This window comes from Streptomyces sp. XY006 (assembly GCF_002237655.1).
GTDB classification, from domain to species: Bacteria; Actinomycetota; Actinomycetes; order Streptomycetales; family Streptomycetaceae; genus Streptomyces; species Streptomyces levis.
In genome coordinates, this window is sequence record NZ_NOKT01000001.1 from 47,989 (window position 1) to 72,090 (window position 24,102).

Consider the following 24,102-nt stretch of genomic DNA (forward strand, 5'->3'; position numbering starts at 1 on the left):
CAGGACGGCCGCGGACGAGGGGGACCGGTATGGCACGGGGTGAGCACGAGGGCGGGCTGGGCGAGGAGTTCTTCACGCCGGGGTCCTCGTCCTTCACGGAGTTCCTGGCGGCGCACCGCCCCGGTCTGCTGAGCACCCGTCGCGTCCTGCCGGACGGCGTCCGCGCCGAGGGCGTCCCGCACGGCACGACGGTGCTGGCCCTCACCTACCGCGAGGGCGTGCTGATCGCGGGGGACCGCCGGGCGACGACGGGCAACCTGATCGCCCAGCGCGACCTGGAGAAGGTGCACCCCGCCGACGACCACACCGCCGTGGCCTTCGCCGGATCCGTCGGACTCGCCCTGGACCTGGTGAAGCTCTATCAGGTCGAGCTGGCGCACTTCGAGAAGATCGAGGGCATCCCCATGACCCTCGCCGCCAAGGCCACCCGGCTGGCCACCATGATCCGCGGCAACCTGGCCCAGGCCATGCAGGGCCTCGCGGTCGTCCCGCTGCTCGCCGGCCACGACCCCGCGGGCCCCGAGGGCGGACGCGGCCGCATCTTCGCCTTCGATCTCGCCGGCGGCCGCTACGAGAAGTCCGGCTTCCACGCCGAGGGGTCCGGCTCCCCGTACGCCCGGGGCGCGTTGAAGAAGCTGTACCGTCCGGGCATGACCCGCCGCGAGGCGGCCCTGGCCGCGCTGCAGGCGCTCTACGACGCCGCCGACGACGACTCCGCCACCGGCGGCCCCGACCTCACCCGCCGCATCTACCCGGTCGTGTCCGTCATCACCGAGGACGGCTTCGAGCGGCTCGCCGAGGCGGAGACGGAGCGGCTCAGCCGCGAGATGGTCGAGCAGCGGCACGCCCGCCCGGACGGGCCGAACGCCGCCGTGTGACCCGAACGCGCCCGGTCACGTCGTCGTCACCCCGCTCCTCCGGCCGGGCAAGTGGGGGATCCGGCCGTTCGCCGAGGTTAGAGCCCGCGTTACGGGAAACGCGGAACGGACAGCCGAGACGAACGAGTCGACGCAGCGCGACAGGGAGGCAGGAGTGATGGGCACGGAACCGATGCGCCCCGAACCGATGGCGGACGACGCGTACCAGCCCACCGGGACCAACGAGGAGCAGGAGGACGCCGCGCCGCTGGACCTGCAGGACGCCGTCGACGAGCGGACGTACGACGACACCCTCGACGAGGGCTACTCCCCGCCGGAGAAGCCCCTCGGCGTCACCAAGCACGGCACCACCGCCGCGGAGCAGCACGAGGGCGAGACGCTCGACCAACGCCTCTCCCAGGAGGTCCCCGACGTGAACGCCGAGCCCCTCGGGGACGGCGTGGGCGACAGCCCCGACAGCGACGGCGAGCCGGTGGACCCCGAGGCCGGCACCGCCCGGGCCGGCCGGCTGGTCGCCCCGGACGAGGGCGCCCACGAGGACACCACCAAGGAGACCGTCGCCACCGATGTCGGCATCGACGGCGGCGCGGCCGGCGCGGAGGAGGCCGCCGTCCACGTGGTGGAGGACGACACCACGCTGCCCGAGGACGACGGCAGGGTGTGATCCCGCACCGCCGCTGACCGCCCCCCCCACGAGCGAGGCCACCGCACCCGGCGCGGAAGACGCGACGGGTGCGGTGGCCTGCTACGCGGCGGCGGGGCGGGCTAGGGCAGCAGCTTCTCGAGCGCGGCCGGTCCCTCCGCCGCCAGCTTGCGCTTGGCCCATTCGAGGTTGTGCGGCGTGAGGTCCTTGCCCGAGGCCAGGACGAGGTCCTCCGGTGACACGTCGGTGCCGGTGCGGGCGTGGAGCAGGCGGTCCGGGGTCGTGCTGTCCTCGGGCGGCCGGGACGCGGGGGGCTGTGACGTCGACATGGTGTCTGCTCCTAGGGTCCGGATCGCTGGTGCGGCCCCGGTGCTGAAAAACGGGTCCGTTATCACCATTCACCGCGGGAGCGCGGCGTGCATCCGGAGAGCGCGGCCCCGGCCCCGTGAGACCCCCCGCACCCCGTTCGGACGCTCATGAATGTCGCACCGCCGGTTTCCGGGTGACGGTGGAGACACGTGTCCCTGCGACTGACAGGAGCTTTTCCATGCGCACACGTGTGACCGCCGCGGCCGGCCTGGCCTGCGCCGCCCTGCTCGCCTTCGCCGGTACGGCGAGCGCCGACGACGGCACCGTCGGTATCACCAACGAGAGCGGCGGCTTCCTCTCGGGCAACGTCATCCAGATCCCGATCGACATCAACGCCAACGTCTGCGGCAACTCGATCAACGTGATCGGGCTGCTGAACCCGGCGTTCGGCAACGAGTGCACGATCAAGGACTGACGCACCGGTCGTAACGCTTGCCGGCGGCGGCCCGCGCGATGGCGCGGGCCGCCGCCGGCCGTCGTCAGGGCCCGGTCGGCGGGCACGGCGCCAGCACCAGCATCGTGACGTCGTCCCGGACGTCCGGGCAGTGCCGCACGACGTCGGACCACACCCGCTCGGCGAGTGCGGCCGGGTCCTCGGCGGCCAGGCCCGGCAGCCGCTCGGTCAGCGGGTAGAAGACCCCGTCCGCGTTCCTGGCCTCCGTGACGCCGTCGGACGCGAGGAAGAGCCGGTCACCGGCGCGCAGCCGCACCGAGACGACCCGGGGCGCGGTGGCCTCGGTGAGCCCCAGCCCGAGCGGTGTGCCGGGCTCGACATCCGGCTCCAGCACCCTTCCGTCCCGCAGCAGCAGCGGGCCGCACTGCCCGCACGCCACGATCCGCACCTCCCGGGCGTCGGCGGAGAAGTCGAGCAGGACCGCCGTGGCGAACAGCTCGGCGTGCGGATCGCCCGCCGAGTCCACCGCCAGCCTCCGGTCGAGCCGGGCCGCCACCGCCTCCGGGTCGGGCTGGTCCAGTACCGCCTCCCGGAAGGCCCCCAGCAGCGAGGCGACCGTGGCGACGGCCGACAGACCGTGCCCCTGGACGTCGCCCATGACCGCCCGGACGCCGTAGGGGCCGGCCCGTACGTCGAAGAAGTCGCCCCCGACCAGGGTTCCGCGCTGTGCGGCCCGGTACAGGCCCGCGCACGCCACCGGCCCGACCCGCCGGGGCAGCGGCGGCACGACCGCTCGCTGCGCGGCCTCGGCCACGGCCCGCTCGGTGACCAGCTGCGCGTCCCGACGGCTGCGCACGTACGACAGCAGCACGCTCAGCACCGACACGAAACACACGGTCAGGACGTCGGTGCTGCCCGGATCGTCGAGGTCGAAAACCGGGACGGTCAGCACGAGCACCGCCAGCGTCCCGAGCACGGCCGTGGCCACCGGCCCGTGGGCCAGTACGGCCAGCGGCGGGATGGCGCCCAGCAGGAACCCGATGTCCAGCGGCTCCGGGCTGATCAGCTCCGCCAGGCACACGCCCACCAGCAGCGCCGTCGGAAGCACCCTGGCCCACCCCGGTGGCGGTGCTCCGCGCAGCCAGCCGGGCCGGTCCCGCTCGGGGGCCGTGCGGGACCGGCCGCGCGTCACGTTCACACCACCACGCTGCAACGCCCGACCGGCCGGCGCACGCCGGGGCCGCGCCGCCGCGGCCGGCCCGGCCCGGTCAGAACGGCGTGAGCGTCAGCCGGAAGCCCGTGGGCGCCGTGTCCTGGATGTAGGAGGCGAAGTCGGCCACGTCGTCGAAGGCGAAGCCGTACGCCTTGCCGTCCTCGGCGGCCGCGTGCATGGCCTTGGCGTAGTGGTTGGTCAGCTCGCCGCGGTAGAAGGACGCCGGGTCGGTCGTCGGCTGGGCGGCGGACCCGATCAGCGTCGAGCGGTTGAACCCGGCGCCCAGGATCGCGGCGACCGGGCCGGTCGTGCCGTCGTTGGGGGCGGCGAGGGCGCCGTCGCAGAACAGCACGTCCCGCGTGGAGGGCTTGCCGAAGGAGACCTCGGCGGGCCCGGTGAAGGTGAGCCGCTCGCCGCGCACCCGGCCGGTGAACGTGCCGGCGTTGGTGGTCACCTTCAGGTCCCGGCCGGTGTACGTGCTCCACACCTCGTCGATGGCGGGCGCGAAGTAGTCCTTGGCGAACAGCCCGGCGTCCAGGCCGTGGCCGGGGGCGATGATCCGCGTGTCGTCGACCACCAGCCGGGCGAACTCCGGCACCTGCCGCACGGCGGCGAAGGCGGCCGCCCGGCCCCCGTCGCGCAGCGTGCCCGTCGTCTGGTCCTTGGCGCCGGTCAGCCGGATGCTCATCGGCACGCTGAACATGTCGACCATGGTGGTGTTGCAGAACATGCCCGCGGAGTTGTACGTGAACTCGGCACAGTCGTGCAGCACCCCGTAGTTGGGGTCCGAGGACACCCAGCCGGCCGGGTACTGCAGCGCCGGGTTGCCGGCGCCGTCGGCGACGACCTTGAACTTGAGCTTCGCGCCCAGCGACACGTAGATCCGGCCCGACATGTACGGCAGGGACAGCCGGGTCTCGCCGCTGCCGGCCAGCGGGATCGCGTAGTCGGTGAAGCCGTCGGGGCCGTTGTCCGACAGGGCCACCGGGGCGAGGGTGCCGTCGGGCCGCAGCCGCACCTGACGGCCGTCGGCGTTGCCCACGACGTAGACGTGGACGCTTCCGTTGCCGAACGAGCCGCTGTTGTTGACGAGCGTCACGGGCAGGGCGGCGGCCGCCTTCGGCGTGCTCGGGGTGGTCTCCGCGAGGGCGTGGGGGGCCAGCGCGGCGACCGCGGGGGCGGCGACCACGGCACCGCCGAGACCGGCGAGGAGCGTACGGCGGGAGACGGGGCGGTGGTGACGAGGAGTCATGTGGGGGGCCTCCTGTTGTGCGGGTGGGGAGACCGTCTGAGAGCGCTCTCAGAACGGGTCGCCACGGATGCTACGGACGAGCGGCGTCCCAGCCAACCCGTCCGTCCCGAACAAATCCCCCGTACCACCGCCCACTTGAGCTCCTTAGGGCTCGCTTAACCCGCTCTTAAGGGCCGGTTGAGCCCGGCGGAAAACCCGTGGACGGACCCGCCGGTGATCCCGTAACGTGTGGCCCGCCACGCCCCGAACCGATGGAAGGAGGGCAGAGCCGTGCAGTTCACACCGTTCCCGCGCTCCCTCCCCGTCGACCCGGCGTGTCGCCACTGACCCACCGGGAGCGCTCCTCGCAGCATCCGTCCCGGAGGACATCCCATGACCGAACCGGTCATCCGCGCGCTCGACGCGAGCGACGCCGCACTCTTCGACACCCTGCCCGACCCGCTGGACGCCCGTGAGGGCCACCGGCTGACCCGGTACCGCCCCGACTGGAAGCGCGTGGCGCTGCGCGACGGCCGCGTCGTCGCCCGGGGCGCCTGGTGGGGCGGCCCCGACGACGACGAGCCCGTCAACGTCAACTGGTTCGACGTGGCGGAAGGAGAGGAGGAGGCGGGCGCCGAACTGCTGCGCTCCGCCCCCTGGCAGGTCGAACTGGAACTCAACGCGCCGGCCGGCTGGCGCGACGACCCGGCCCTGCGCGACGCCGCCGAGGCCCGCATCACCGCGGCCCGCAAGGCCGGTTACGACCTCCTCGTCGAACGGCTGCTGTACCGCTGGACCCCCGGCCTGGGCCTGCCGCAGCGGCCGGGGCGCCTGGAGTTCCGCGCCGAACCGGACGACGCCGTCTTCTTCGACGCGCTGCGCCGCATCCACTCCGCCACCCTCGACGCCCACGCGCTTCTGGCGATCGAGGAGGGCGGACTCGACCAAGCGGCACAGCAGGAACTCGACTTCTTCCACTGGTGCCCGTCCCCGCGCGACTGGTGGCAGGTGGCGTACACCCCCGAGGGCGAGACGGCCGGCATCCACATCCCGGCCCACAACCCCTCCGGCCCGTGCGTCGGCTTCATCGGAGTCATGCCGGACCAGCGGGGCCGGGGCTACGCCTACGACCTGCTGGCCGAGTGCACCCACTTCCTCGTCGAGCGGGGAGCGGAGTTCGTCACCGCCGCCACGGACCGGGGCAACGTCCCGATGGCCGCGAACTTCGCCAAGGCCGGCTTCCCGGTGGTCCGCGAGCGCCTCAACTTCCAGCCGCCGCGGGAGGCCCGTACTCCCTGAGGCGGCTAGCGCCCGCCACCGTCCAGCAGGTCCTGGGCCGCCGTGAGGATCTCCGTCACGCGGAGTCCGAACGCCGCGTCGCAGGGGTGCGGGCGGCCCGTCCGGACGGTGGCGAGCAGGGCGTCCGCGGCCCGCATCAGGGCCGGGACGGCGCCGTCGCTCCCCTCCGGCAGCACCGCGACCCCGGCCTCTCCCCGGAGTTCGACGGTGGCGCCGGCCGCGGCGGGCGGCGCCGTCAGGCTCAGGGTGAGGGTGCTGGACGCGCCACCGGCGTGATCGAGGACCACGTACACCGTGTCCCCGGGCCCGTACGCCGCCGCCGTCACGTGCCGCACGTCGCCGAGCACCGGCAGCAGCACGGACAGGGCGTGCGGGCCGACGTCCCACAGGGCGCCCTTCTCCCGCCGCCATGGCGTCGCGAACGGGCTCTCGCTGGTGAACACCGCCCCGAGCCACTGCGCCCGGGCGGTGAACCAGCCCGGCACCGCCGCCTGTTCGGCGATCCACGTCTGCGGCCCGGGCTGGAAACGGGTCGTGAAGAACACGACCGAGGCCACACCGGCCGCGTCGGCGGCCGCCACGACGGCCCGCCCCTGCTCCACCGTCGGCGCCAGGGGCTTGTCGAGCAGCAGATGACACCCGGCGCGCGCCGCCCGCACGGCGAGATCGGCCTGCACCTGCGGAGGCAGCGCCACGGCGACCGCGTCCACGTCGGCCAGGAGCGCGTCCACATCGTCGTACGCCCGCACCCCGTGCCGCTCGGCCAGCTCCTTGGCGGCCTCGGGGCGACGCCCCCACACCCCCGCGAAGTCCAGCTCGTCGTGTCCGCTCAGGGCGGGTGCGTGGGCGATCTGCGCCCAGGGTCCGGTGCCGAGCAGTCCTATGCGCATGCCGCCGCCTCTCCACGCTGCCTGAGGGAAGAGCGTGACACACGCGCCCGACCGGCCGCCGAGAGGGTGCGCGGAAACGGAAAAGGCAAGGAGTCGTCTCCTTGCCACTCTCAACGTATAGCGCACGGGGGGTCTTGCGGCAAGGCCCCCCGGCTCCCGCACACTGTCCGGCCTGACCCCACGACCTGCGGAAACGGGAGCCTGACGTGACCCCTGCGACCACGAGCGCGTTCGACCTTCCCGACCGCCTCGCCCACAAGACCGCACCGGAACTGATCGGCGGGGACGAGCGGCACTTCGCCGCCGTCGCCCGGTGCCTGGAGGAGACGATCGCCGACCTCACCGACCGCCTCGACGCCCAGCGCCGCTCGCCCGGCGGCAAGGGACGGCAGGCCATGGACCGGGACGCCGAGATCCACCGGCTGACCGCGCGGCTGCGCGCCCTGCGGCGCTTCGGGCTCGACCTGTGCCTCGGGCACATGGCCGGCGCGGACGGCTCGCCGCCCGTCTACGTCGGACGGCTCGGGCTGACCGACCGCGAGGGCCGCCGGCTGCTGGTCGACTGGCGTTCCCCGGCGGCCGAGCCGTTCTTCGGCGCCACCCACGCCGACCCGATGGGCCTGGCGGCCCGCCGCAGGTACCGCTGGACCGACGGCCGCGTCAGCGACTACTGGGACGAGGTGTTCACCCCCGGCGCCCTGACCGGGCACGCCGCGCTCGACGACCAGTCGGCCTTCATCGCCAGTCTCGGCGCCGACCGCTCGCCCCGGATGCGGGACGTACTCGGCACCATCCAGGCCGACCAGGACGCCGTCATCCGCGCCGGTTCGCGCGGCGCCCTCGTGGTCGACGGCGGCCCGGGCACCGGCAAGACCGTCGTCGCCCTGCACCGCTCCGCCTACCTTCTCTACTCCGACCCCCGCCTAGGACAGCACCGCCGGGGCGGCGTGCTGTTCGTCGGCCCGCACCGGCCCTACCTGTCGTACGTTGCCGACGTCCTGCCCGGCCTGGGCGAGGAGGGCGTGCAGACCTGCGTCCTGCGCGACCTCGTCGAGGAGGGAGCCACCGCCCGGGCGGAGACCGACCCGGAGGTGGCCCGGCTGAAGTCGTCCGCCGCCATGGTGGAGGCGATCGAGAAGGCCGTCGCCTTCTACGAGGAACCGCCCGCCGAGGCCATGACGGTCACCACCCACTGGTCCGACATCCACCTCAGTCCGGCCGACTGGGCGGCGGCGTTCGCCGCGGTGGAACCGGGCACTCCGCACAACGAGGCCCGTGACCAGGTCCGCGAGGAGCTGCTGACGATCCTCGTCGCCCGGCACGAGGGCGACGTCCCCGACGAGCTGGTGCGGGCGTCCCTGGCGCGGGACCGGGAGCTGATGGCCGCCGTCGACCGGGCCTGGCCGGTGCTGGAGGCGGCCGACCTCGTCGCGGACCTCTGGTCGGTGCCGGCCTATCTGCGGAGGTGCGCGCCGTGGCTGGACCGGGACGAGGTACGCGCGCTGCAACGCGCGCGACCCCGGGAGTGGACCGTGTCCGACCTGCCGCTGCTGGACGCGGCGCGGCAGCGGCTCGGCGACCCGGAGGCGTCCCGGCGCGCGCACCGCCGGCGGGCCGCGCTCGCCGCCCAGCGCGAGCGCATGGCGGACGTCATCGACGACCTGCTCGAAGCGCACAGCTACGACGACGGCGAAGGCGTGCTGATCATGCTGCACGGCCAGGACATGCGGAACTCCCTGGTCGACGAGTCAGCCCTGCCCGCGGCCGACCCGGACCGGCTCGCCGGGCCGTTCGTGCACATCGTCGTGGACGAGGCGCAGGAACTGACCGACGCGGAATGGCAGATGCTGCTGCGGCGCTGCCCCTCGCGCAGCTTCACCGTCGTCGGGGACCGCGCCCAGGCCCGGCACGGGTTCACCGAGTCGTGGCGGGAGCGGCTGGAGCGGGTCGGGTTCGACCGGATCGAGACGGCCTCGCTCGGCATCAACTACCGGACGCCCCGGGAGATCATGGCGGAGGCCGAGCCGGTCATCCGGGCCGTGCTGCCCGACGCCAACGTGCCGGTGTCGATCCGCGCCACCGGCATCCCCGTCCGCCGCGCCGCCGCCACCGAACTGCACGCGATCGTGGACACCTGGCTGGCCGAACACCCCGACGGGATCGCCTGTGTCATCGGCGATCCCGCGTACCGGCCGCCCTCGCCCCGGGTGCGGTCGCTGACACCGGAGCTGTCCAAGGGGCTGGAGTTCGACCTGGTCGTACTGGTCGACCCGGAGGACTTCGGCACCGGCGTCGAGGGCGCGGTCGACCACTACGTGGCGATGACCCGGGCGACCAGGGAGCTCGTCGTCCTCACCGGCTCCTGACCCCCGCCCGGGGCCCACCGCCCACTGGGCCCCGGAACCGTCGCCCTACGGGCTGTCCCGCAACCGCGGTGCCGGGACAGCCGTCAAGGGCCAGGAGTCCTCCGCAGATGTCGCAAGTCCAGGGTCCAGCCTCGAGCATGACGCGGCGGGACCTGCCGGGGAAGCCGCCGCGGGCGCGGTTCAGCTCTCCGGGCTGCTGATGTTGACCATCCACGGGACGCCGAAACGGTCCGTGCACATACCGAACTCGTCGCCCCACATCTGCTTCTCCAGCGGCACCGACACCGAGCCGTCCGCGGACAGCTTCTCCCAGTAGCCGCGCAGCTCGGCGTCGTCGTCACCGCTGAGGCTCACCGAGAAGGGGCTGCCCTGCGGGGCCTCCATGCCGGGCGGGTTGTCCGCGCCCATCAGGGTGAGGCCGCCGGGGGTCTCCAGCATGCCGTGCATGATCTGGTCGGCGTGCGGGGTGTCCCCCTGGCCGAAGTCTCCGTAGGAGTTGAGGGTCAGGGTGCCGCCGAAGACCTCCTGGTAGAACTCCAACGCCTGCCGTGCGTCGCCGTTGAAGGTGAGGTAGGGGTTGAGGCGCGTGGCCATGAGAACCTCCCAAAAGGGGGCAAGGGCATGTGCGCGCAGCGTAACGCCGGGCACTGACAACGGCTCGCCGAGCGCACCCCGCCGGGGGTGGGGCGGGGTCCTCCCGGACCCGGGGGTTTCCCCCAACCGCCCTGCTAGCGTGCCCTGTTGGGCCCAGGGGGAGGACACCGCTCATGACATCGACGTTCCGCATCGGCGGGGACCTGGACGTGCACCGGCTGGGTTTCGGGGCCATGCACCTGCCGACCGGGCCCGGCCCGGACCGGGACCACGCCCTCGCCGTGGCCCGGCGGGCCGTGGAGCTGGGCGTGAACCTGATCGACACGGCACACCTGTACGGCGGGGGAGCCAACGAGGAGCTCCTGGCCGAGGCCCTGCACCCCTACCCGGACGGGCTGCTGATCACCACCAAGGTCGGGGTCGCGCGCACCGGCCCCGGCGGCGACTGGAAGCTGGACGGACGGCCCGCGATCCTGCGCGACCAGGTCCGGCAGGCCCTGCGCCGGCTGCGCGTGGAGCGGATCGAACTGCTCCAGCTGCACCGCGTCGACCCCGGCACGCCGCTCGCCGACCAGCTCGGCACCCTGCGGGAGCTGCAGACCGAGGGCCTCGTAGGGCGGATCGGGCTGTCCGAGGTGTCCGTCGCCGAGCTGGCGCGCGCCCGGGAGATCGTCGACGTCGTGAGCGTGCAGAACCGGTACAGCCTGCTCGACCGCGAGCACGAGCCGGTGCTCGACGCCTGTGCGGCGGCCGGCATCGCCTTCCTGCCGTGGCGGCCCGTCGCCTGGGGCAGGGCCGGGGCCGAGGCCGGGATCGCCGCCGTGGCGGCCGAGCTGGGGGCCACGCCCACCCAGGTCGCGCTCGCCTGGCTCCTGGACCGCTCGCCGGTCGTCCTGCCGATCCCGGGCACGGCCCGGATCGAGCACCTGGAGGAGAACGTCGCGGCGGCCACACTGGAACTGACGCCCGCCCACCGGGCCCGGCTCGACGCACTGGCCGAGGCGGCACGCACCGGGCCCGGCTGAAGGGCCGGGGAGGGCGCACGCCGGTTCACGCCTCCTCGGGCGCCCCGCTGTTCCAGTCGTACGGGCCGCCGCCCCGCCACTCGATCAGCTCGGTGTCGTCGACCGCCGTGTCGGCCGTGGGCAGGCCTTCGCGGTGCACCAGATCGAGCACGTCGAACAGGCTGTAGGCGACGCCCTTGTCCTCGCCGCGGATGGTCACCAGCCGTCCGCCGTCCGACGCGGGCGGCTGCACGACCACAGGGGGTTGACCGTCCATAGCCCCACCATGCGCCCGAAACGGCTGCTCCGCAGCTCGATCGCGTCCACACTCGGTAACGGGCCCGCCCGGAGCCGGCGTGCTTGCCGGAGCCGAAGACCGGTGACAGGGGCTGCTCCGGCACCCTCTGAGGGTCCGTCCGCCACCGCCCGGCCTCCGCGCGCGGGCGGATGGTCACGGGGGCGATGTTCGTGCGCCCGGGTCACCCAACTCCGCCACCTGCCACTGCGGTCCACCCGGGGCGGAGAGGGATTCAGTTGCGTGGCTGCTGAATGCGTTCTCCTTCTTCTATTGGACGTCCGGGGCGCGAGGCGTCCAGGCTGGAGTCGACCATCGCCCGAACAGCCGAACCGACAGCCGGAAGAGGTCACGAGCCCATGCACACCCGCCGCATCGGTGACGTCGAGGTCAGCGCGATCGGCCTGGGCGCGATGCCCATGTCCATCGAGGGGCGCCCGGACGAGGAACGCTCCCTCGCCACCCTGCACGCCGCGCTGGACGCGGGCGTGACGCTGATCGACACCGCGGACGCCTACCACCTGCACGCCGACGAGGTCGGCCACAACGAGACCCTGATCGCCAAGGCCCTGGCCTCCCACGAGCGCGGTGGCGAGGTGCTGGTCGCCACCAAGGGCGGTCATCTGCGCCCCGGTGACGGCAGCTGGACCCTGGACGGCAGTCCCCGCCACCTCAAGGAGGCGTGCGAGGCCTCCCTGCGCCGCCTCGGCGTGGAGGCCATCGGGCTCTACCAGTTCCACCGCCCCGACCCGAAGGTGGACTACGCCGAGTCCGTGGGCGCCGTGCGGGACCTGCTCGACGAGGGCAAGATCCGCATGGCCGGCATCTCGAACGCGAACCCCGAGCAGATCCGGCAGGCCCAGGACATCCTCGGCGGCCGTCTGGTCGCGGTGCAGAACCAGTTCTCCCCGGCCTTCCGCTCCAGCGAGCCGGAGCTGCGCCTGTGCGACGAGCTCGGCATCGCGTTCCTGCCCTGGAGCCCGCTCGGCGGGATCTCGAAGGCCGGCGAGCTGGGCTCGGCCCACGGGGCGTTCGCCCGCATCGCCGAGGCGCGCGGCGTGAGCCCGCAGCGGGTGTGCCTGGCGTGGATGCTCGCCAAGTCACCCGTGGTGGTGCCGATCCCGGGCGCGAGCCGGCCCGAGACCATCCGTGACTCGGCCGCCGCGACCGATCTCGTTCTGACCGCCGACGAAGTGGCGGAACTGGACGCCGCCTGAGCCGACCGCGGGACCCGGGACGGACACGGTCCGCCCCGGGTCCCGCGCTGCGGACACCCCGTGACGTCACCACCCCGGCCCCGGTGTACTCCGGAACCGCACGGGAAGAAAGCGCTTGCCACACTCACGGCAACCGGGGAGGACCACCACCGATGGCGTCGTCGTCAGACAGACCCCTCGACCACCGCTACCGGGGCGAGCACCCGATCCGCACGCTCGCCTACCTGTTCCGCGCCGACCGCCGGCGGCTCTCGCTGGCCGTCGTCGTCTTCACCGTCAAGCACAGTCCCATCTGGCTGCTGCCGCTGGTCACCGCGTCCCTCATCGACACGGTCGTCCAGCACCAGCCGCTGAGCCGCCTGTGGACCAGCACCGGGCTCATCCTGTTCATCCTGCTGATCAACTACCCGCTGCACGTGCTGTACGTCCGCCTGCTGTACGGCAGCGTCCGCCGCATGGGCACCGCCCTGCGCTCCGCCCTGTGCACCCGCATGCAGCAGCTCTCCATCGGCTACCACTCCCGCGTCAGCGCCAGCGTCCTCCAGGCCAAGGTCGTCCGGGACGTGGAGACCGTCGAGCAGATGGTCCAGCAGACCGCCGAGATCGGACTCGGCGCCACCACCGTGCTCACCGGCGGGCTCGTCATCATCGCCGTCCGCACCCCCGAGTTCCTGCCCGTCTTCCTCGTCGTCGTGCCCGCCGCCGCGCTCCTGGTGGCCCGGCTGAGGGCGAGACTGCGCACCCACAACGAGCATTTCCGTCACGAGGTGGAGACCCTGTCGTCCCGCGTCACGGAGATGACCCGGCTCATCCCCGTGACCCGCGCCCACGGCCTGGAGGGCAAGGCGCTGCGCCGCATGGACGGCACCCTCGACCGGCTGCTCACCTCCGGCCTGCGGCTCGACCTGGTCAACGGCCGGTTCGGCTCCCTCGCCTGGGTCGTCGTCAACGTGGTCGGCGTGCTGGTCCTGGCCGGGGCGGCACTCATCTCGTACCACGGCGTCTGGGGCGTCACCCCCGGCGACGTCGTCATGCTCAGCGCGTTCCTGACCACCCTCACCAACTCCACGACCACACTGGCGGGTCTCGCGCCGGTCATTACCAAGGGCCTGGAGTCGGTCCGCTCCGTGGGGGAGGTGCTGCAGGCCCCGGAACTGGAGGACAACCAGGGCAAGGCGGAGCTCACCGCGCTGCGCGGAGCCGTCACCTTCGAGCACGTCGGCTACGCCTACGAGACCGACGGGCGCGCCGCCGTACGGGACTTCACGCTGGACGTGCGGCCGGGCGAGACCGTCGCCCTGGTCGGCGCGTCCGGCGCCGGCAAGTCCACCGTGCTCAACCTCGTCATCGGCTTCATCCGCCCCACCGCGGGGCGGCTGCTGCTCGACGGCACCGACATGAACACCCTCGACCTGCGCACCTACCGCCGCTTCCTGTCGGTCGTGCCGCAGGAGTCGGTCCTCTTCGACGGCACCGTCCGGGAGAACGTCGCCTACGGCATGGACGACGCCGACGAGGAGACGGTGCGGGCGGCCCTGCGCGACGCCAACGCGCTGGAGTTCGTCGACCGGCTCCCCGGGGGCCTCGACACCCTGGTCGGCGAGCACGGCGCCCGGCTCTCCGGCGGGCAGCGCCAGCGGCTGGCCATCGCCCGGGCCCTGATCCGCGACCCCAAGGTGCTGGTCCTGGACGAGGCCACGTCGGCGCTCGACACCCGCTCGGAGGCGCTCGTCCAGCAGGCCCTGGCCCGGCTGCTGCGCGGGCGCACCACGTTCGTCGTCGCGCACCGGCTGTCCACCGTCCAGGGCGCCGACCGGATCGTGGTGATGGGCGACGGCCGGATCGAGGAGATCGGCACACACGAGGAACTGCTGCGCCGGGGTGGGGCGTACACGGCCCTGCACAGCGGCCAGCTCGCCTGAAGGTGATCAGCGGGCGGTCAATTCTCGTCACTTCCGCCTCTGCTGAGGAAAAGGTGTGAATGTTTCCGCGTGGTTCGGGCATACGCAGCGCAAACCACAGAGAGGGGCGCTTCGTGCTCGTACCGGACCGGAAGGCCGTCAGGGAGTTGCTGACGCGGTACGCGTCGCTGAGGATCGCTCAGGCGGAGAGGCACACGCCGGCGACGGCACGCGAGCTGGACGACGTCAGTTACACGCTGTGCGTGATGATGGGGACGTCCGACATCAGCGATGCCATCGCCAAGGCGGACGTGCTGCTGCTCACCAAGGAGCGGTCCACTGCCGCGGACACGGACGGGGAGAACGGCCTGACGCTGGTCGGCTGAGATCAGGAACCCGGGCCCGGACCCGGAGCTGCCCCGGCGGTCCGAGCCCGGACCGCCGGGGCAGCGGTCTTTCCGTGGAACGCCGCGCGGTACGCGTACGGCGTGGTGCCGGCCACCTTGCGGAACCGCTCCCGGAACGCCGTCGGGGAGCCGAAGCCGGCCTGCCGGGCGATCCGCTCGACCGGGTGGTCGGTGTTCTCCAGCAGGTACTGGGCGCGCCGCACCCGTGCCCGCAGCAGCCACTGCAACGGCGTGGTGCCGGTCTGTTCGCGGAAGCGACGGCTGAACGTCCGCTCGCTCATCCCGGCGCGCGCCGCCAGTGTGGCCAGGGTCACCTCGTGCGCCAGGTGGTCCTCGATCCACTCCAGCACCGGCTCCAGCTCCGACCCCCGGGGCACGGGCGGGTGCTCGTGCACGATGAACTGGGCCTGCCCGCCCTCCCGTTCCAGGGGCATCACCGACATCCGGGCGATGTTCGCGGCCACCGCCGAGCCCAGGTCCCGGCGGATCATGTGCAGACACAGATCGAGCGCGGCGGCCGCACCGGCCGAGGTGAGGATCTGCCCGTTGTCCACGTACAGCACGTCCGGCTCCACCTCGACCCGGGGGAAGCGGCGGGCCAGTTCGCCCGCGGCCACCCAGTGCGTGGTCGCGCGCAGACCGTCCAGCAGCCCCGCCTCCGCCAGGACGAAGGCGCCCACGCACACGGACGCGATCCGGGTGCCGGCCTCGGCCGCCTGCCGCAGGGCCGCCAGCACCCGGGCGGACGGCGGCGGCGCACCGGGGGAGCAGCCGGGCACGATGATCGTGTCGGCGTCCGCCAGCGCCTCCAGACCGCGCTCCACGCGCAGCGTGAAACCGCCGTCCGCGCGCACCTCCGGCGTCTCGGCGCAGAGCCGGACCCGGTAGGCGGGCCGCCCGTCCGGCAGGTGCGTCCAGGCGAACGTCTGCTGAGGGGCCGCCATGTCGAACGGCACCACGTGATCGAGGACGAGGATCGCCACAGAGTGCATGAACGCCACCCTAGGCGCATTCCCGCCAGGCCCGGGATCCGGGGACCACCCCGGGGCGAGGCACAACCGGCCAGGTCGGCGCGTTGGCGGGAATCCGTCGGAAGCTGTCGTTCCAGCCCATGGGCGAGCGGGCCGGGGCTCCTTAACGTGAGCGCCGTCGATCGTCTTCGTGGAAAGAGCCCCGGTGACCGAGTTCCTGCTGTCCCTCCATGTCCTCGCCGCCATCGTCGCCGTCGGTCCGGTGACCGTCGCGGCCAGCATGTTCCCGCCGGCGGCCCGGCGCACGGCCCCGGCGGACGGCGGCGCCCCCGACCCCGCCGCGGTCGGCACGGTGGCGCTGCTCCACCGCATCTGCCGCGTCTACGCCGGTGTCGGAGTGAGCGTCCCCGTCCTCGGTCTCGCCACCGGGGCCGTGATGGGCGTCCTGGGCAGCGGGTGGCTCGTGACCTCCATCGCCCTGACCGCCGCGGCCGCGGGAGTCCTGGCCGCCTTCGTCCTGCCCCGCCAGGAGGAACTCCTCGGCCAACTCAGGGGCGAGCAGGCCGTCGACCGCCGGGACACCGTGCAACTCGCCATGTTCACCGGCATCTTCAACCTCCTGTGGGCCACCGTCACCGTCCTGATGATCGTCCGGCCCGGCTCCACGACGGGAGCCTGAAGGCTCGCGCGCGCCTGTCACAGATGTCCGGTCTGCGTCAAGTCATCCCAAGGAATTCACACTCCGGGACTCCGTGCCGCCTACACTCGCAGTCTCGCCCCCGCTCGGGGCCGACGAGCAGAAAGGCACGTTGACGGGTGTTCCAGGATTCCCCCATCTACGACCGACTCATCGCCGAGCGCGGCGACGTACCCGCACAGGTGCGCCGCGAGGCCGAACGGGTGAGCAGGGAACTGGAGCTGGTCATGCGGCCCTCACAGTCCCTGGGCTACGACCGTCCGCACTCCCCGGGCTACGACCGTCCGCACTCCCCGGGCACGGGCTGGCAGCGCACGGCCATGCTGCCCGGCCCGCGGCCGCAGTGACCCGCTGAACCGGACCCGGGCCCGGTGCGGATGCCGGACCCGGCGCTCAACGGACCGTGGAGTCGAGGCCGTTGAGGTGCGACGGCTGCTCCGGAACGGGCCGGGCCAGCCACTCGGCGATGGCCCGGGCGATCGGCTGCCCCGTCTCCACCTCGACGAACCCGAACTGTCCCGACTGGTTGCACTCCAGGAACCACCAGGTCCCGTCCACGTCCTCCACGAAGTCGAAGGCCCCGTAGGCCAGTTCGGCCTCGACCAGGTAGGAACGGGCGGCCGACGCGATGCGCGGCGGCACCTCGACCGGCTGCCAGGGCGAGCCGGGTGCGGCGAATCGCACGTCGACCTCCTCGGGATCGGCGTCCACGGCGGCCGCCTTGCGGGCGGCCAGCATCCGCTCGCCCACGACGGTCAGCCGGATGTCCGCCCGCTTGGCGATCCGCCGCTGCAGCAGCGTCGGCCCGAAGGCCACGGCGGAGAAGTCGGTGTCCGGTGCGACCCGGCTGGTCGGCACGGCCCGCGGCGGATCCTGCGGATGCGCGCCCGACACCGGCTTGACCACCAGGTCCGGATAGCGCTCGGCGAACTCGCGGGCGGCGCGCGGAAACGTCGTAATGAGCGTCGCCGGCACGGGCAGGCCGCACCGCTGGGCGAGCCGCAGCTGCCACGGCTTGTGCCGGGCCCGCCGGGCCGCGTCGGGATGGTTCATCCACCGCGCGTCCGAGCCGCGCAGCGTCCCGTAGAGCGCCTGCGCGGCCTCCTCGGTCAGCCAGGCGGACGGCTGCGCCGCTCGCGCCGCCGGCACACCGGGCCGGCGCACCCAGACCGACCGGAGCCCCCCGATGCTCACCAGCCGCCCCCCGGCGGACAGATGGCCGCGGAACCGGCCGTGCACGTACTCCCCGGACAGCGCGACGCCCGCGGTCAGATCGGCGGGGTCGACGCGGACCACCGGGACCCCCGTCGCGTTCAGGTGCACGACCACCATGTCCGCCGTCACGTCCTCCTCGCAGGTGAGGATCAGTACGGTCATCTTCGGCGGCCCGTGGTCAGTCGTCGAAGTGCGTCTTGGAACCGGCGGTGGACGTCGTGGTGCCGAACTCTCTGAGCAGGGCGAAGTCACAGGCCGCGACCCGTCCGTCGCGGAGTACGTTCAACTGCAGTCCGGCGTCGTACACGTACGGAATGGCAGCGTCCAACTCCACTGCCGGGCGCGCGTAGTTGAGCGCGAACGGTTGCATCGTCTCTCCCTCGTCGGTACTGCGCCGACCGAGTGGGGTCCAGGGGCGTGGCCGTCCGGTCCGCCGGCTCGTTTCGGCTTCCAGAGACTTATACGAATCGAACGGGTGGTTGGTTTCCTTACTTTCCGTAGTCATCGCGCCGGTTGCCGGTCCGGCGGGGGTGCCGGCTTGCGCTCCCGTACGCCGAGGGAGCCGCGGACGGTGCGCAGAGCGAGCAGCAGGACGCCGATGTCGTCCAGGTACACCGGGTCGGGCAGAAGGTCGACGGGCAGCACGAAATAGAGCACCGCGCCCCAGAAGACCCAGCGCGGCCCCGTGGGCAGTCCCGCGCGCCGCAGATCGCGGCGGGTCCGCACGAGCCGTACGAGGATGCCGACGGCGCAGACGAGGACGATCGCCGCGAGCACGGCGGCCACCGTGATCACCGTTGTGGTCGTATCCACGGGTTGCCCCCTCCTGGCGTGCCGCGACCCGGGGTGTCACCTTCTGGATTCCCGTTTCCGGCGGCTGTATTGCGCTCGGGGCCCGACATGTCGTCGTGTCGGCGGATTTTCCCGTGCGGGCGGTCATCCCGGTGGCTCACCCGAGTGGCACGGTGTGTCGGGGGCGCCTAGTAATGGTCACCGTAACGTCGCTCGTCACACGACGGGGGGCGCAGGAGCGGCCGCACTCTTCCCTTGGAGGCGAGTATGACCACCTGCTCTTCATCACCCCGCTCGAACGAACCTGCCATATCCCGGGAGCCGAACGGGTCCGCCCAGCCGTCCGCCGAGACCACCGCCGCCACCGGTACGCACCCGGTGGAGCAGACGAGCGCGCAGCCCCCCGCCGGCTTGTACCCGGCGTACGGCCCGTCCCAGGCCGCGCCGGCGGGCCCCGGCCCCGCCGCCCCCGGATCCCACCCGGCGGCCGTGGCGGGCCCGCAGCCCCTCGCCGTGCCGGAGCGGCCGGCCCACGCCCCTTCCGCGGCCCCCGACCCGTACCGCCCGCCCGTGCGGCCCGCTCCGGGCGACGGGGCCTGGACGGATCCCGCGGAGGCCCCGCCGGCCGCTCCCGGCCGGGAACGGCCGCACCCCGGCGAGGCCCCGCCCGTCACTCCCGGTCAGGACTGGACGGACCCGGCGGAGGCCCGGCCCACCGCACCGCCCGGCCCCGGCCCGGACGCCACCTCCGCGTCCGGCCCGGACTTGCCCGCGGCCACCTCCGCGTCCGGCCCGGACCTGCCCGCGGCCGCTTCCGCGTCCGGTCCGGAGGAGCATGCGGCCGCTTCCGCCTCCGGCCCGGACGAGCCCGAGGCGGCCCGGCCCTTCGTCATCCGCTCCCTGGACGACAACCCGGTCGAACTCCGGCCCGGCACCGGCACCGTCGCGGCACCCTACGGCGACGCCGTCAGCGACCTCGTGCACGCCGCCGTGGCCGACCGGCCGCTGGAGGAGGTCGTGGACCTCATCACCTCGCTGGAGGAGTCGACGGACCACGACCAGGCCCGGGTCGACGCGCTCCGCACGGCCGGGGTGGCCCGGCCCGTGGAGGACGTGTCCCGGCTGATCGCCCTGCTGACGAAGCCCCCGCGCGACGCCGACTGCGCGGACGAGGCGATCCGGGCCGCGGCCGCCCACCGCCCCGTCGAGGAGGTGACCCGGCTGGTGACCCTGCTGCACAAGGAGCCGCAGGAGCCCCACGTCCGGGAGGAGGCCCTCCGGGCGGCGGCCACCGGCCGGTCGGTCGGGGAGCTGGTCGAACTGATCGACCGCCTCGGCCTGGAACGCCTGGACCGCAACGGCCGCCCGGCGCACGGCACTTCTCGCCCCGAGGCCGGCGGCGACGGATCCGGGCAGCCGGCCCGCGCGGGCAAGGGCCGCCCGGCACGCGCCGGTTCGGGCGGCACGCACCGGACACTCGACGCCGCCCCGCCCGGCGAGGAGGACCGCGCGAGCGACCGGCTCGCCCGGTCCGTGTCCTGGTCGGGCTGGCTGGCCGCCCTGGCGCTGGCCGTGTGCGCGGTGGCGCACTTCCCGCTGGAGCGCGGGGAGGCGTCCCTGCGCCTGCACGCGTTCGCGCTCGGCCTGTCGGTGCTGTGCACGGTGCTGGCACTGCTGCTGGCCCTGCGGCCCGTCGCCGTGGTGCTGGCCGGGGCGGTGCTGGTGCCCACGGTGCTGGCCGGCGCCCAGGCGTACGGGAGTTCCTTCCCTTCGGCGTCCCTGTCCCGGGCCGTGGATCTCGCGCTCGCCCCACCGTGGCTCGCCGCCGCGACCGCGGTGTGCGCGGCCCTGCTGGCCCTCGTCGCGCTGGTCTTCCGTGTACTGGCGCCGATCGCCGGCCGGGAGTGGGCGGCCGTCCCCGCGCCCGAGGCACCCCGCCCGGCGGAGTGACCCGCATGGGCCTCGTACCGGACCGGATCCGCTCGCCGCGGCCCCGGTCCGGCCCGTGCGCTACGACGTGCCGCGGGCCGGCAGTCCGGCCAGCACCCGGTCGGGTGTGAGGGGCAGTTCGCGGAAGCGGACGCCCGTGGCGTGGTGCACCGCGTTGCCGATCGCCGCGGCCGTCCCCACGATGCCGATCTCCCCGATCCCCTTGCTGCCCATCGGATTGAGCCGGGAGTCGTCCTCGTCGAGCCAGTGCGCCTCGATCTCCGCGACGTCCGCGTGCACCGGCACGTGGTACGACGCCAGGTCCGACTCCACGAAGTCACCGAACGCGGCGTCCATCGTGCTGCCCTCGGTCAGCGCCATGCCCAGCCCCATCGTCATGCCGCCGACGAACTGGGAGCGCGCGGTACGGGCGTTGAGGATCCGCCCGGCGGCGTACACCCCCAGCAGACGGGCCACCCGGACCTCGCCGCTGGCCGTGTCCACGGCGACCTCGGCGAAGTGCGCCCCGAAGGCGTGCCGCGCATATGCGCTCTCGGCGTCCGCCGTCCCCGTGGTGTCCGCGTGGGCGTCGATGCCCTGCAGGGGCAGCGGGCCGGTGTGCCCGGCGAGCCGGTGCGTCAGCCGGGCGCAGGCCTCGTGGACCGCCCAGCCCCAGGAGGCGGTGCCGGACGAGCCGCCGGCCAGCGGAGCCGACGGCAGTTCGGTGCTGCCGACCTCGATCCGCACCCGTTCCAGCGGCACCTCCAGCGCGTCGGCCGCCACCTGCGCCAGCACGGTCCGGGCGCCCGTGCCGATGTCGGTGGCGTCGGTCCGCACCGCGAACGTGCCGTCGGACAGCGCACGCGCCTCGGCCGTGGAGGGCCCAACCAGCACCGGATACGTCGCCGCCGCCACGCCCGTCCCCAGCAGCAGCGGCCCGTCCCGGCGCGAGCGGGGGCGCGGATCCCGCCGGTCCCACCCGAACCGCCGGGCGCCCTCGCGCAGGCACTCGGCCAGGTGCCGGCTGCTGAACGGCCTGCCGCTGTCCGGTTCGACGTCCGGCTCGTTGCGCACGCGCAGCTCGATCGGGTCCATGCCCAGCTCGCCCGCCAGCTCGTCCACGGCGGACTCCAGCGCGTACATCCCCGGTGCCTCGCCCGGCGCCCGCATCCACGACGGCGAGGGCACGTCCAGCGCCGCGACCCGGTGCAGGGTCCGGCGGTGCGGCGCGGCGTACATGATGCGGGCGGGCACCGCCGCGTGCTCGACGAACTCCTTGACGCGCGAGGTGTGCGTGGTGACCTCGTGGGTGAGGCAGGAGAGCCGTCCGTCGGCGTCGGCCCCGAGGCGCAGCCGGTGCAGGGTCGGGGCGCGGTGCCCGACGACGGCCGGCAGGTAGCGGCGGGGGAAGGCCACCGTGACCGGCCTGCCGGTGTGCCGCGCCGCCATCGCGGCGAGCACCACGTCGGGCCGCGGTGTGCCCTTGGAACCGAAGCCGCCGCCGACGTGTTCGGCCGTGACGACGATCCGCTCCTCGGGCAGGCCGAACAGCCCCGCGAGCACGGCCCGTACGGTGTGGGCGCCCTGGCTGGAGGTGTGCACCAGGAGCCGGCCGTCCTCCCAGCGGGCGGTGCTGGCGTGCGGCTCCATGGGGTGGTTGTGCAGCGGCGGCACCCGGTAGGCGACGTCGACGCGGACGGCCGAGTTCTCGAACGCGCCGTCGGGATCGCCCTGTTCGCGTACGCCCGGCTGCCCCGCGCTGGCCTCCTCGGGCACGTACAGGCCCGGGTGTGACGGGGTGAGGACGACGTCGTGCTTCCCGGCCTCGTAGCCGACGCGGACCGCGGCGGCGCCCGCCCGGGCCGCCTCCAGGGTCTCGGCCACCACCAGGGCCACGAACCAGCCGCGGTGCGGGACCCGGGGATCCTGCAGCACGGCGAGCGTGGCGTCGTCCGGCTCCGCGAGCCGCGGCGCGTTCTCGTGGGTGAGGACGTCGAGCACACCGGGCACGGCCAGGGCGGCCGCCGTGTCGATGCCGGTCACGCGCCCCCGGGCCACGGCCGCGGGCACGGGCCAGGCCTGGACCCGGCCGGGGAGCGGGAACTCGGCGGCGTAGCGGGCGGTGCCGCCGACCTTCTCGCGGCCCTCCCGGCGTTCGGCCGGAGCGCCCGTGGTGCCGGTCATGAGGCCCTCCTGCCCAGCGCGGTGTCCGTGAGCCGGGACAGCACGTCCACGGCGAGGTTCCGGGCGAGCGGCACCTTGTAGCCGTTGTCCCGCAGCGGCCGCGCGGCGGACAGCTCCAGGTCGACGGCGTGCTCGAACGCGGCGGCGGTCGGAGCGGCCCCGGTGAGCGCCTCCTCCGCGCGCCGGGCCCGCCAGGGCCGGTGTGCCAGCGCCCCGAAGGCGATCGCGACCCGGTCGGTCACGCCGTCCCGGAGCCGCAGCACGACCGCGACGGACGCGAGCGCGAAGGCGTACGAGGCCCGGTCACGTGCCTTGCGGTACGCCGAGGGCAGCCCGGCCGTCGCGGCCGGCAGCACCACGCCGGTGATCAGCTCGCCCGGGCGGATCTCGGTGTCCCGCTCGGGCCGGTCCCCGGGCAGCCGGTGGAAGTCGGCCGCGGCGACGCTCCGGGCGCCGTCGGGCCCGGACAGCTCGACCCGCCCGTCGAGAGCGGCCAGCGCCACCGCCATGTCGGAGGGGTGGGTGGCGATGCAGTGCGCCGAGTGCCCGAGCACGGCGTGATCGCGGTGGACGCCGTCGCGCGCGCCGCAGCCGCTGCCCGGCTCGCGCTTGTTGCACGGCTTCGACAGGTCCTGGAAGTAGGGGCACCGGGTGCGCTGGAGCAGGTTCCCGCCGGTCGTGGCGGCGTTGCGCAGCTGCCCGGAGGCGCCCGCGAGGACCGCCTGGGACAGCGCCGGGTACCGGTCGCGGACCAGGGGGTGGGCCGCGAGGTCGCTGTTGCGGACCGTCGCCCCGATCCGCAGGCCCCCGTCCGGCAGTTCCTCCACCGCGTCCAGCGGCAGGCGGGTGACGTCGACGAGGGCGGCGGGCGTCTCGACGCCGAGCTTCATCAGATCGACCAGGTTGGTGCCGCCCGCGAGGTAGCGGGCACCGGGGTGCGAGGCGTACGCGGTGGTCGCCTCCTCGACGCTCCCGGCGCGGACGTAGGCGAACTCCTTCATTCGATCACGTCCTCGACGGCCTCGGCGATCCTCGGATAGGCGCCGCAGCGGCACAGATTGCCGCTCAGCCGTTCCCGGATCTCCATGCGGTCCAGGGTTACCGGCGTGCCCGGGGGCGTGGCCGGGTCGGTGACGTGCGACGGGTGGCCGGCCGCGGCCTCGGCGAGCATGCCGGCCGCGGAGCAGATCTGGCCCGGCGTGCAGTAGCCGCACTGGAAGGCGTCGCGCTCCAGGAAGGCCCGTTGCAGCGGGTGCGGTTCCTCCGCGTCACCGGTCAGGCCCTCCACGGTGGTGACCTCGCAGCCGTCCAGGGCGACCGCGAACAGCAGGCAGCTGTTGACGCGCCGCCCGTCCACCAGCACCGTGCAGGCACCGCACTGGCCGTGGTCGCAGCCCTTCTTGGCGCCGGTCAGGTCCAGGTCCTCGCGCAGGAGGTCCAGCAGGACCCGCCGGTGGTCGACGGTGAGCGTGTGGGGTTTGCCGTTGACGCGGAGCGTCGTCTCCGAACGGTGCTGGTCGTTGCCCATGCGTGGTGGACCTTCCCGGGCGGGCCGTACTGCCGTGGGCACCGCGTATCCACGACAGCACGCCTGACACGCGCGCCCGGCGAGG

At 73.9% G+C, this 24,102-nt stretch carries 25 protein-coding genes; 12 read left to right on the plus strand and 13 right to left on the minus strand.

Translation table 11 applies throughout. The features are described 5' to 3' along the window. The first annotated feature begins 29 nt into the window (after positions 1-29). Positions 30-878, plus strand: a complete 849-nt coding sequence (prcB, locus tag CHR28_RS00230) for a proteasome subunit beta (RefSeq protein ID WP_094051326.1) — start codon at positions 30-32, stop codon at positions 876-878. A gap of 172 nt (positions 879-1,050) precedes the next feature. Then, positions 1,051-1,542, plus strand: a complete 492-nt coding sequence (locus tag CHR28_RS00235; RefSeq protein WP_094051734.1) for a DUF5709 domain-containing protein — start codon at positions 1,051-1,053, stop codon at positions 1,540-1,542. Positions 1,543-1,643: 101 nt separating this feature from the next. Here the strand turns inward: CHR28_RS00235 and CHR28_RS00240 are convergent, their stop codons facing one another. After that, positions 1,644-1,850: a hypothetical protein gene (locus CHR28_RS00240; protein ID WP_094051327.1), complete on the minus strand. Its 207-nt coding sequence runs from the start codon at positions 1,848-1,850 to the stop codon at positions 1,644-1,646. 218 nt (positions 1,851-2,068) lie between these two features. Between CHR28_RS00240 and CHR28_RS00245 the strand changes: the two genes are divergently transcribed. Then, a complete protein-coding gene (locus CHR28_RS00245; RefSeq protein ID WP_094051328.1) occupies positions 2,069-2,305 on the plus strand; it encodes a chaplin in 237 nt (78 codons plus the stop codon). 64 nt (positions 2,306-2,369) lie between these two features. Here CHR28_RS00245 and CHR28_RS00250 read toward each other — a convergent pair whose 3' ends face one another. Next, complete coding sequence (locus CHR28_RS00250; protein ID WP_256984044.1) at positions 2,370-3,482, minus strand: PP2C family protein-serine/threonine phosphatase; 1,113 nt, start codon at positions 3,480-3,482, stop codon at positions 2,370-2,372. A gap of 70 nt (positions 3,483-3,552) precedes the next feature. After that, entirely contained in the window at positions 3,553-4,749 is a 1,197-nt protein-coding gene (locus tag CHR28_RS00255) for a glycoside hydrolase family 64 protein (protein WP_094051329.1), read from the minus strand. A 372-nt stretch (positions 4,750-5,121) separates the two neighbouring features. Between CHR28_RS00255 and CHR28_RS00260 the strand changes: the two genes are divergently transcribed. Further along, on the plus strand, positions 5,122-6,027 hold the full coding sequence (locus tag CHR28_RS00260; RefSeq protein ID WP_094051330.1) for a GNAT family N-acetyltransferase: 906 nt from the start codon (positions 5,122-5,124) through the stop codon (positions 6,025-6,027). Positions 6,028-6,032: 5 nt separating this feature from the next. Here CHR28_RS00260 and CHR28_RS00265 read toward each other — a convergent pair whose 3' ends face one another. After that, complete coding sequence (locus CHR28_RS00265) at positions 6,033-6,917, minus strand: Gfo/Idh/MocA family protein (protein ID WP_094051331.1); 885 nt, start codon at positions 6,915-6,917, stop codon at positions 6,033-6,035. Positions 6,918-7,123: 206 nt separating this feature from the next. On the opposite strand from CHR28_RS00265, the gene helR reads away from it, so the two are divergent. After that, on the plus strand, positions 7,124-9,283 hold the full coding sequence (helR, locus tag CHR28_RS00270) for an RNA polymerase recycling motor ATPase HelR (protein WP_094051332.1): 2,160 nt from the start codon (positions 7,124-7,126) through the stop codon (positions 9,281-9,283). A gap of 180 nt (positions 9,284-9,463) precedes the next feature. Here the strand turns inward: helR and CHR28_RS00275 are convergent, their stop codons facing one another. After that, entirely contained in the window at positions 9,464-9,877 is a 414-nt protein-coding gene (locus CHR28_RS00275) for a VOC family protein (protein WP_094051333.1), read from the minus strand. A 173-nt stretch (positions 9,878-10,050) separates the two neighbouring features. Between CHR28_RS00275 and CHR28_RS00280 the strand changes: the two genes are divergently transcribed. Further along, positions 10,051-10,902, plus strand: coding sequence for an aldo/keto reductase (locus tag CHR28_RS00280; protein ID WP_094051334.1), 852 nt, complete (start codon positions 10,051-10,053; stop codon positions 10,900-10,902). A gap of 25 nt (positions 10,903-10,927) precedes the next feature. Here the strand turns inward: CHR28_RS00280 and CHR28_RS00285 are convergent, their stop codons facing one another. Next, positions 10,928-11,158, minus strand: coding sequence for a hypothetical protein (locus CHR28_RS00285; protein ID WP_094051335.1), 231 nt, complete (start codon positions 11,156-11,158; stop codon positions 10,928-10,930). A gap of 377 nt (positions 11,159-11,535) precedes the next feature. Here CHR28_RS00285 and CHR28_RS00290 point away from each other — a divergent pair, with 377 nt between their 5' ends. From CHR28_RS00290 to CHR28_RS00300, 3 genes are all read left to right on the plus strand, one after another. Then, on the plus strand, positions 11,536-12,393 hold the full coding sequence (locus CHR28_RS00290; RefSeq protein ID WP_094051336.1) for an aldo/keto reductase: 858 nt from the start codon (positions 11,536-11,538) through the stop codon (positions 12,391-12,393). A 152-nt stretch (positions 12,394-12,545) separates the two neighbouring features. Continuing rightward, on the plus strand, positions 12,546-14,315 hold the full coding sequence (locus CHR28_RS00295) for an ABC transporter ATP-binding protein (RefSeq protein ID WP_094051337.1): 1,770 nt from the start codon (positions 12,546-12,548) through the stop codon (positions 14,313-14,315). Positions 14,316-14,428: 113 nt separating this feature from the next. Next, positions 14,429-14,680, plus strand: coding sequence for a DUF5133 domain-containing protein (locus CHR28_RS00300; protein WP_094051736.1), 252 nt, complete (start codon positions 14,429-14,431; stop codon positions 14,678-14,680). 2 nt (positions 14,681-14,682) lie between these two features. On the opposite strand, the gene CHR28_RS00305 is transcribed toward CHR28_RS00300, so the two are convergent. Further along, positions 14,683-15,693, minus strand: a complete 1,011-nt coding sequence (locus CHR28_RS00305; RefSeq protein ID WP_094051737.1) for a GlxA family transcriptional regulator — start codon at positions 15,691-15,693, stop codon at positions 14,683-14,685. A 184-nt stretch (positions 15,694-15,877) separates the two neighbouring features. Between CHR28_RS00305 and CHR28_RS00310 the strand changes: the two genes are divergently transcribed. Both CHR28_RS00310 and CHR28_RS00315 read left to right on the plus strand, forming a co-directional pair. After that, positions 15,878-16,351 carry a hypothetical protein gene (locus CHR28_RS00310; RefSeq protein WP_094051338.1) on the plus strand — a complete coding sequence of 158 codons (474 nt, stop codon included), beginning with the start codon at positions 15,878-15,880 and terminating at the stop codon, positions 16,349-16,351. 137 nt (positions 16,352-16,488) lie between these two features. After that, a complete protein-coding gene (locus CHR28_RS00315; protein ID WP_094051339.1) occupies positions 16,489-16,716 on the plus strand; it encodes a hypothetical protein in 228 nt (75 codons plus the stop codon). A gap of 46 nt (positions 16,717-16,762) precedes the next feature. Here CHR28_RS00315 and tgmB read toward each other — a convergent pair whose 3' ends face one another. The 3 genes from tgmB to CHR28_RS00330 form a co-directional block, all read right to left on the minus strand. Then, on the minus strand, positions 16,763-17,746 hold the full coding sequence (gene tgmB, locus CHR28_RS00320) for an ATP-grasp ribosomal peptide maturase (RefSeq protein ID WP_094051340.1): 984 nt from the start codon (positions 17,744-17,746) through the stop codon (positions 16,763-16,765). A gap of 16 nt (positions 17,747-17,762) precedes the next feature. After that, positions 17,763-17,954: a putative ATP-grasp-modified RiPP gene (gene tgmA / locus CHR28_RS00325; protein ID WP_094051341.1), complete on the minus strand. Its 192-nt coding sequence runs from the start codon at positions 17,952-17,954 to the stop codon at positions 17,763-17,765. 131 nt (positions 17,955-18,085) lie between these two features. Then, a complete protein-coding gene (locus CHR28_RS00330; protein WP_094051342.1) occupies positions 18,086-18,397 on the minus strand; it encodes a YkvA family protein in 312 nt (103 codons plus the stop codon). A 246-nt stretch (positions 18,398-18,643) separates the two neighbouring features. Here CHR28_RS00330 and CHR28_RS00335 point away from each other — a divergent pair, with 246 nt between their 5' ends. Further along, positions 18,644-20,326, plus strand: a complete 1,683-nt coding sequence (locus CHR28_RS00335; RefSeq protein ID WP_143655753.1) for a hypothetical protein — start codon at positions 18,644-18,646, stop codon at positions 20,324-20,326. A 60-nt stretch (positions 20,327-20,386) separates the two neighbouring features. On the opposite strand, the gene CHR28_RS00340 is transcribed toward CHR28_RS00335, so the two are convergent. From CHR28_RS00340 to CHR28_RS00350, 3 genes are read right to left on the minus strand one after another with little or no spacing between them, the layout of a single operon-like run. Further along, a complete protein-coding gene (locus CHR28_RS00340; protein WP_094051344.1) occupies positions 20,387-22,489 on the minus strand; it encodes a xanthine dehydrogenase family protein molybdopterin-binding subunit in 2,103 nt (700 codons plus the stop codon). Continuing rightward, positions 22,486-23,490: an FAD binding domain-containing protein gene (locus tag CHR28_RS00345; RefSeq protein WP_094051345.1), complete on the minus strand. Its 1,005-nt coding sequence runs from the start codon at positions 23,488-23,490 to the stop codon at positions 22,486-22,488. The genes CHR28_RS00340 and CHR28_RS00345 overlap by 4 nt, the downstream gene beginning before the upstream one ends. After that, positions 23,487-24,017: a 2Fe-2S iron-sulfur cluster-binding protein gene (locus CHR28_RS00350; protein WP_094051346.1), complete on the minus strand. Its 531-nt coding sequence runs from the start codon at positions 24,015-24,017 to the stop codon at positions 23,487-23,489. Before CHR28_RS00350 ends, CHR28_RS00345 begins: the two co-directional genes overlap by 4 nt. Positions 24,018-24,102: the final 85 nt, after the last annotated feature.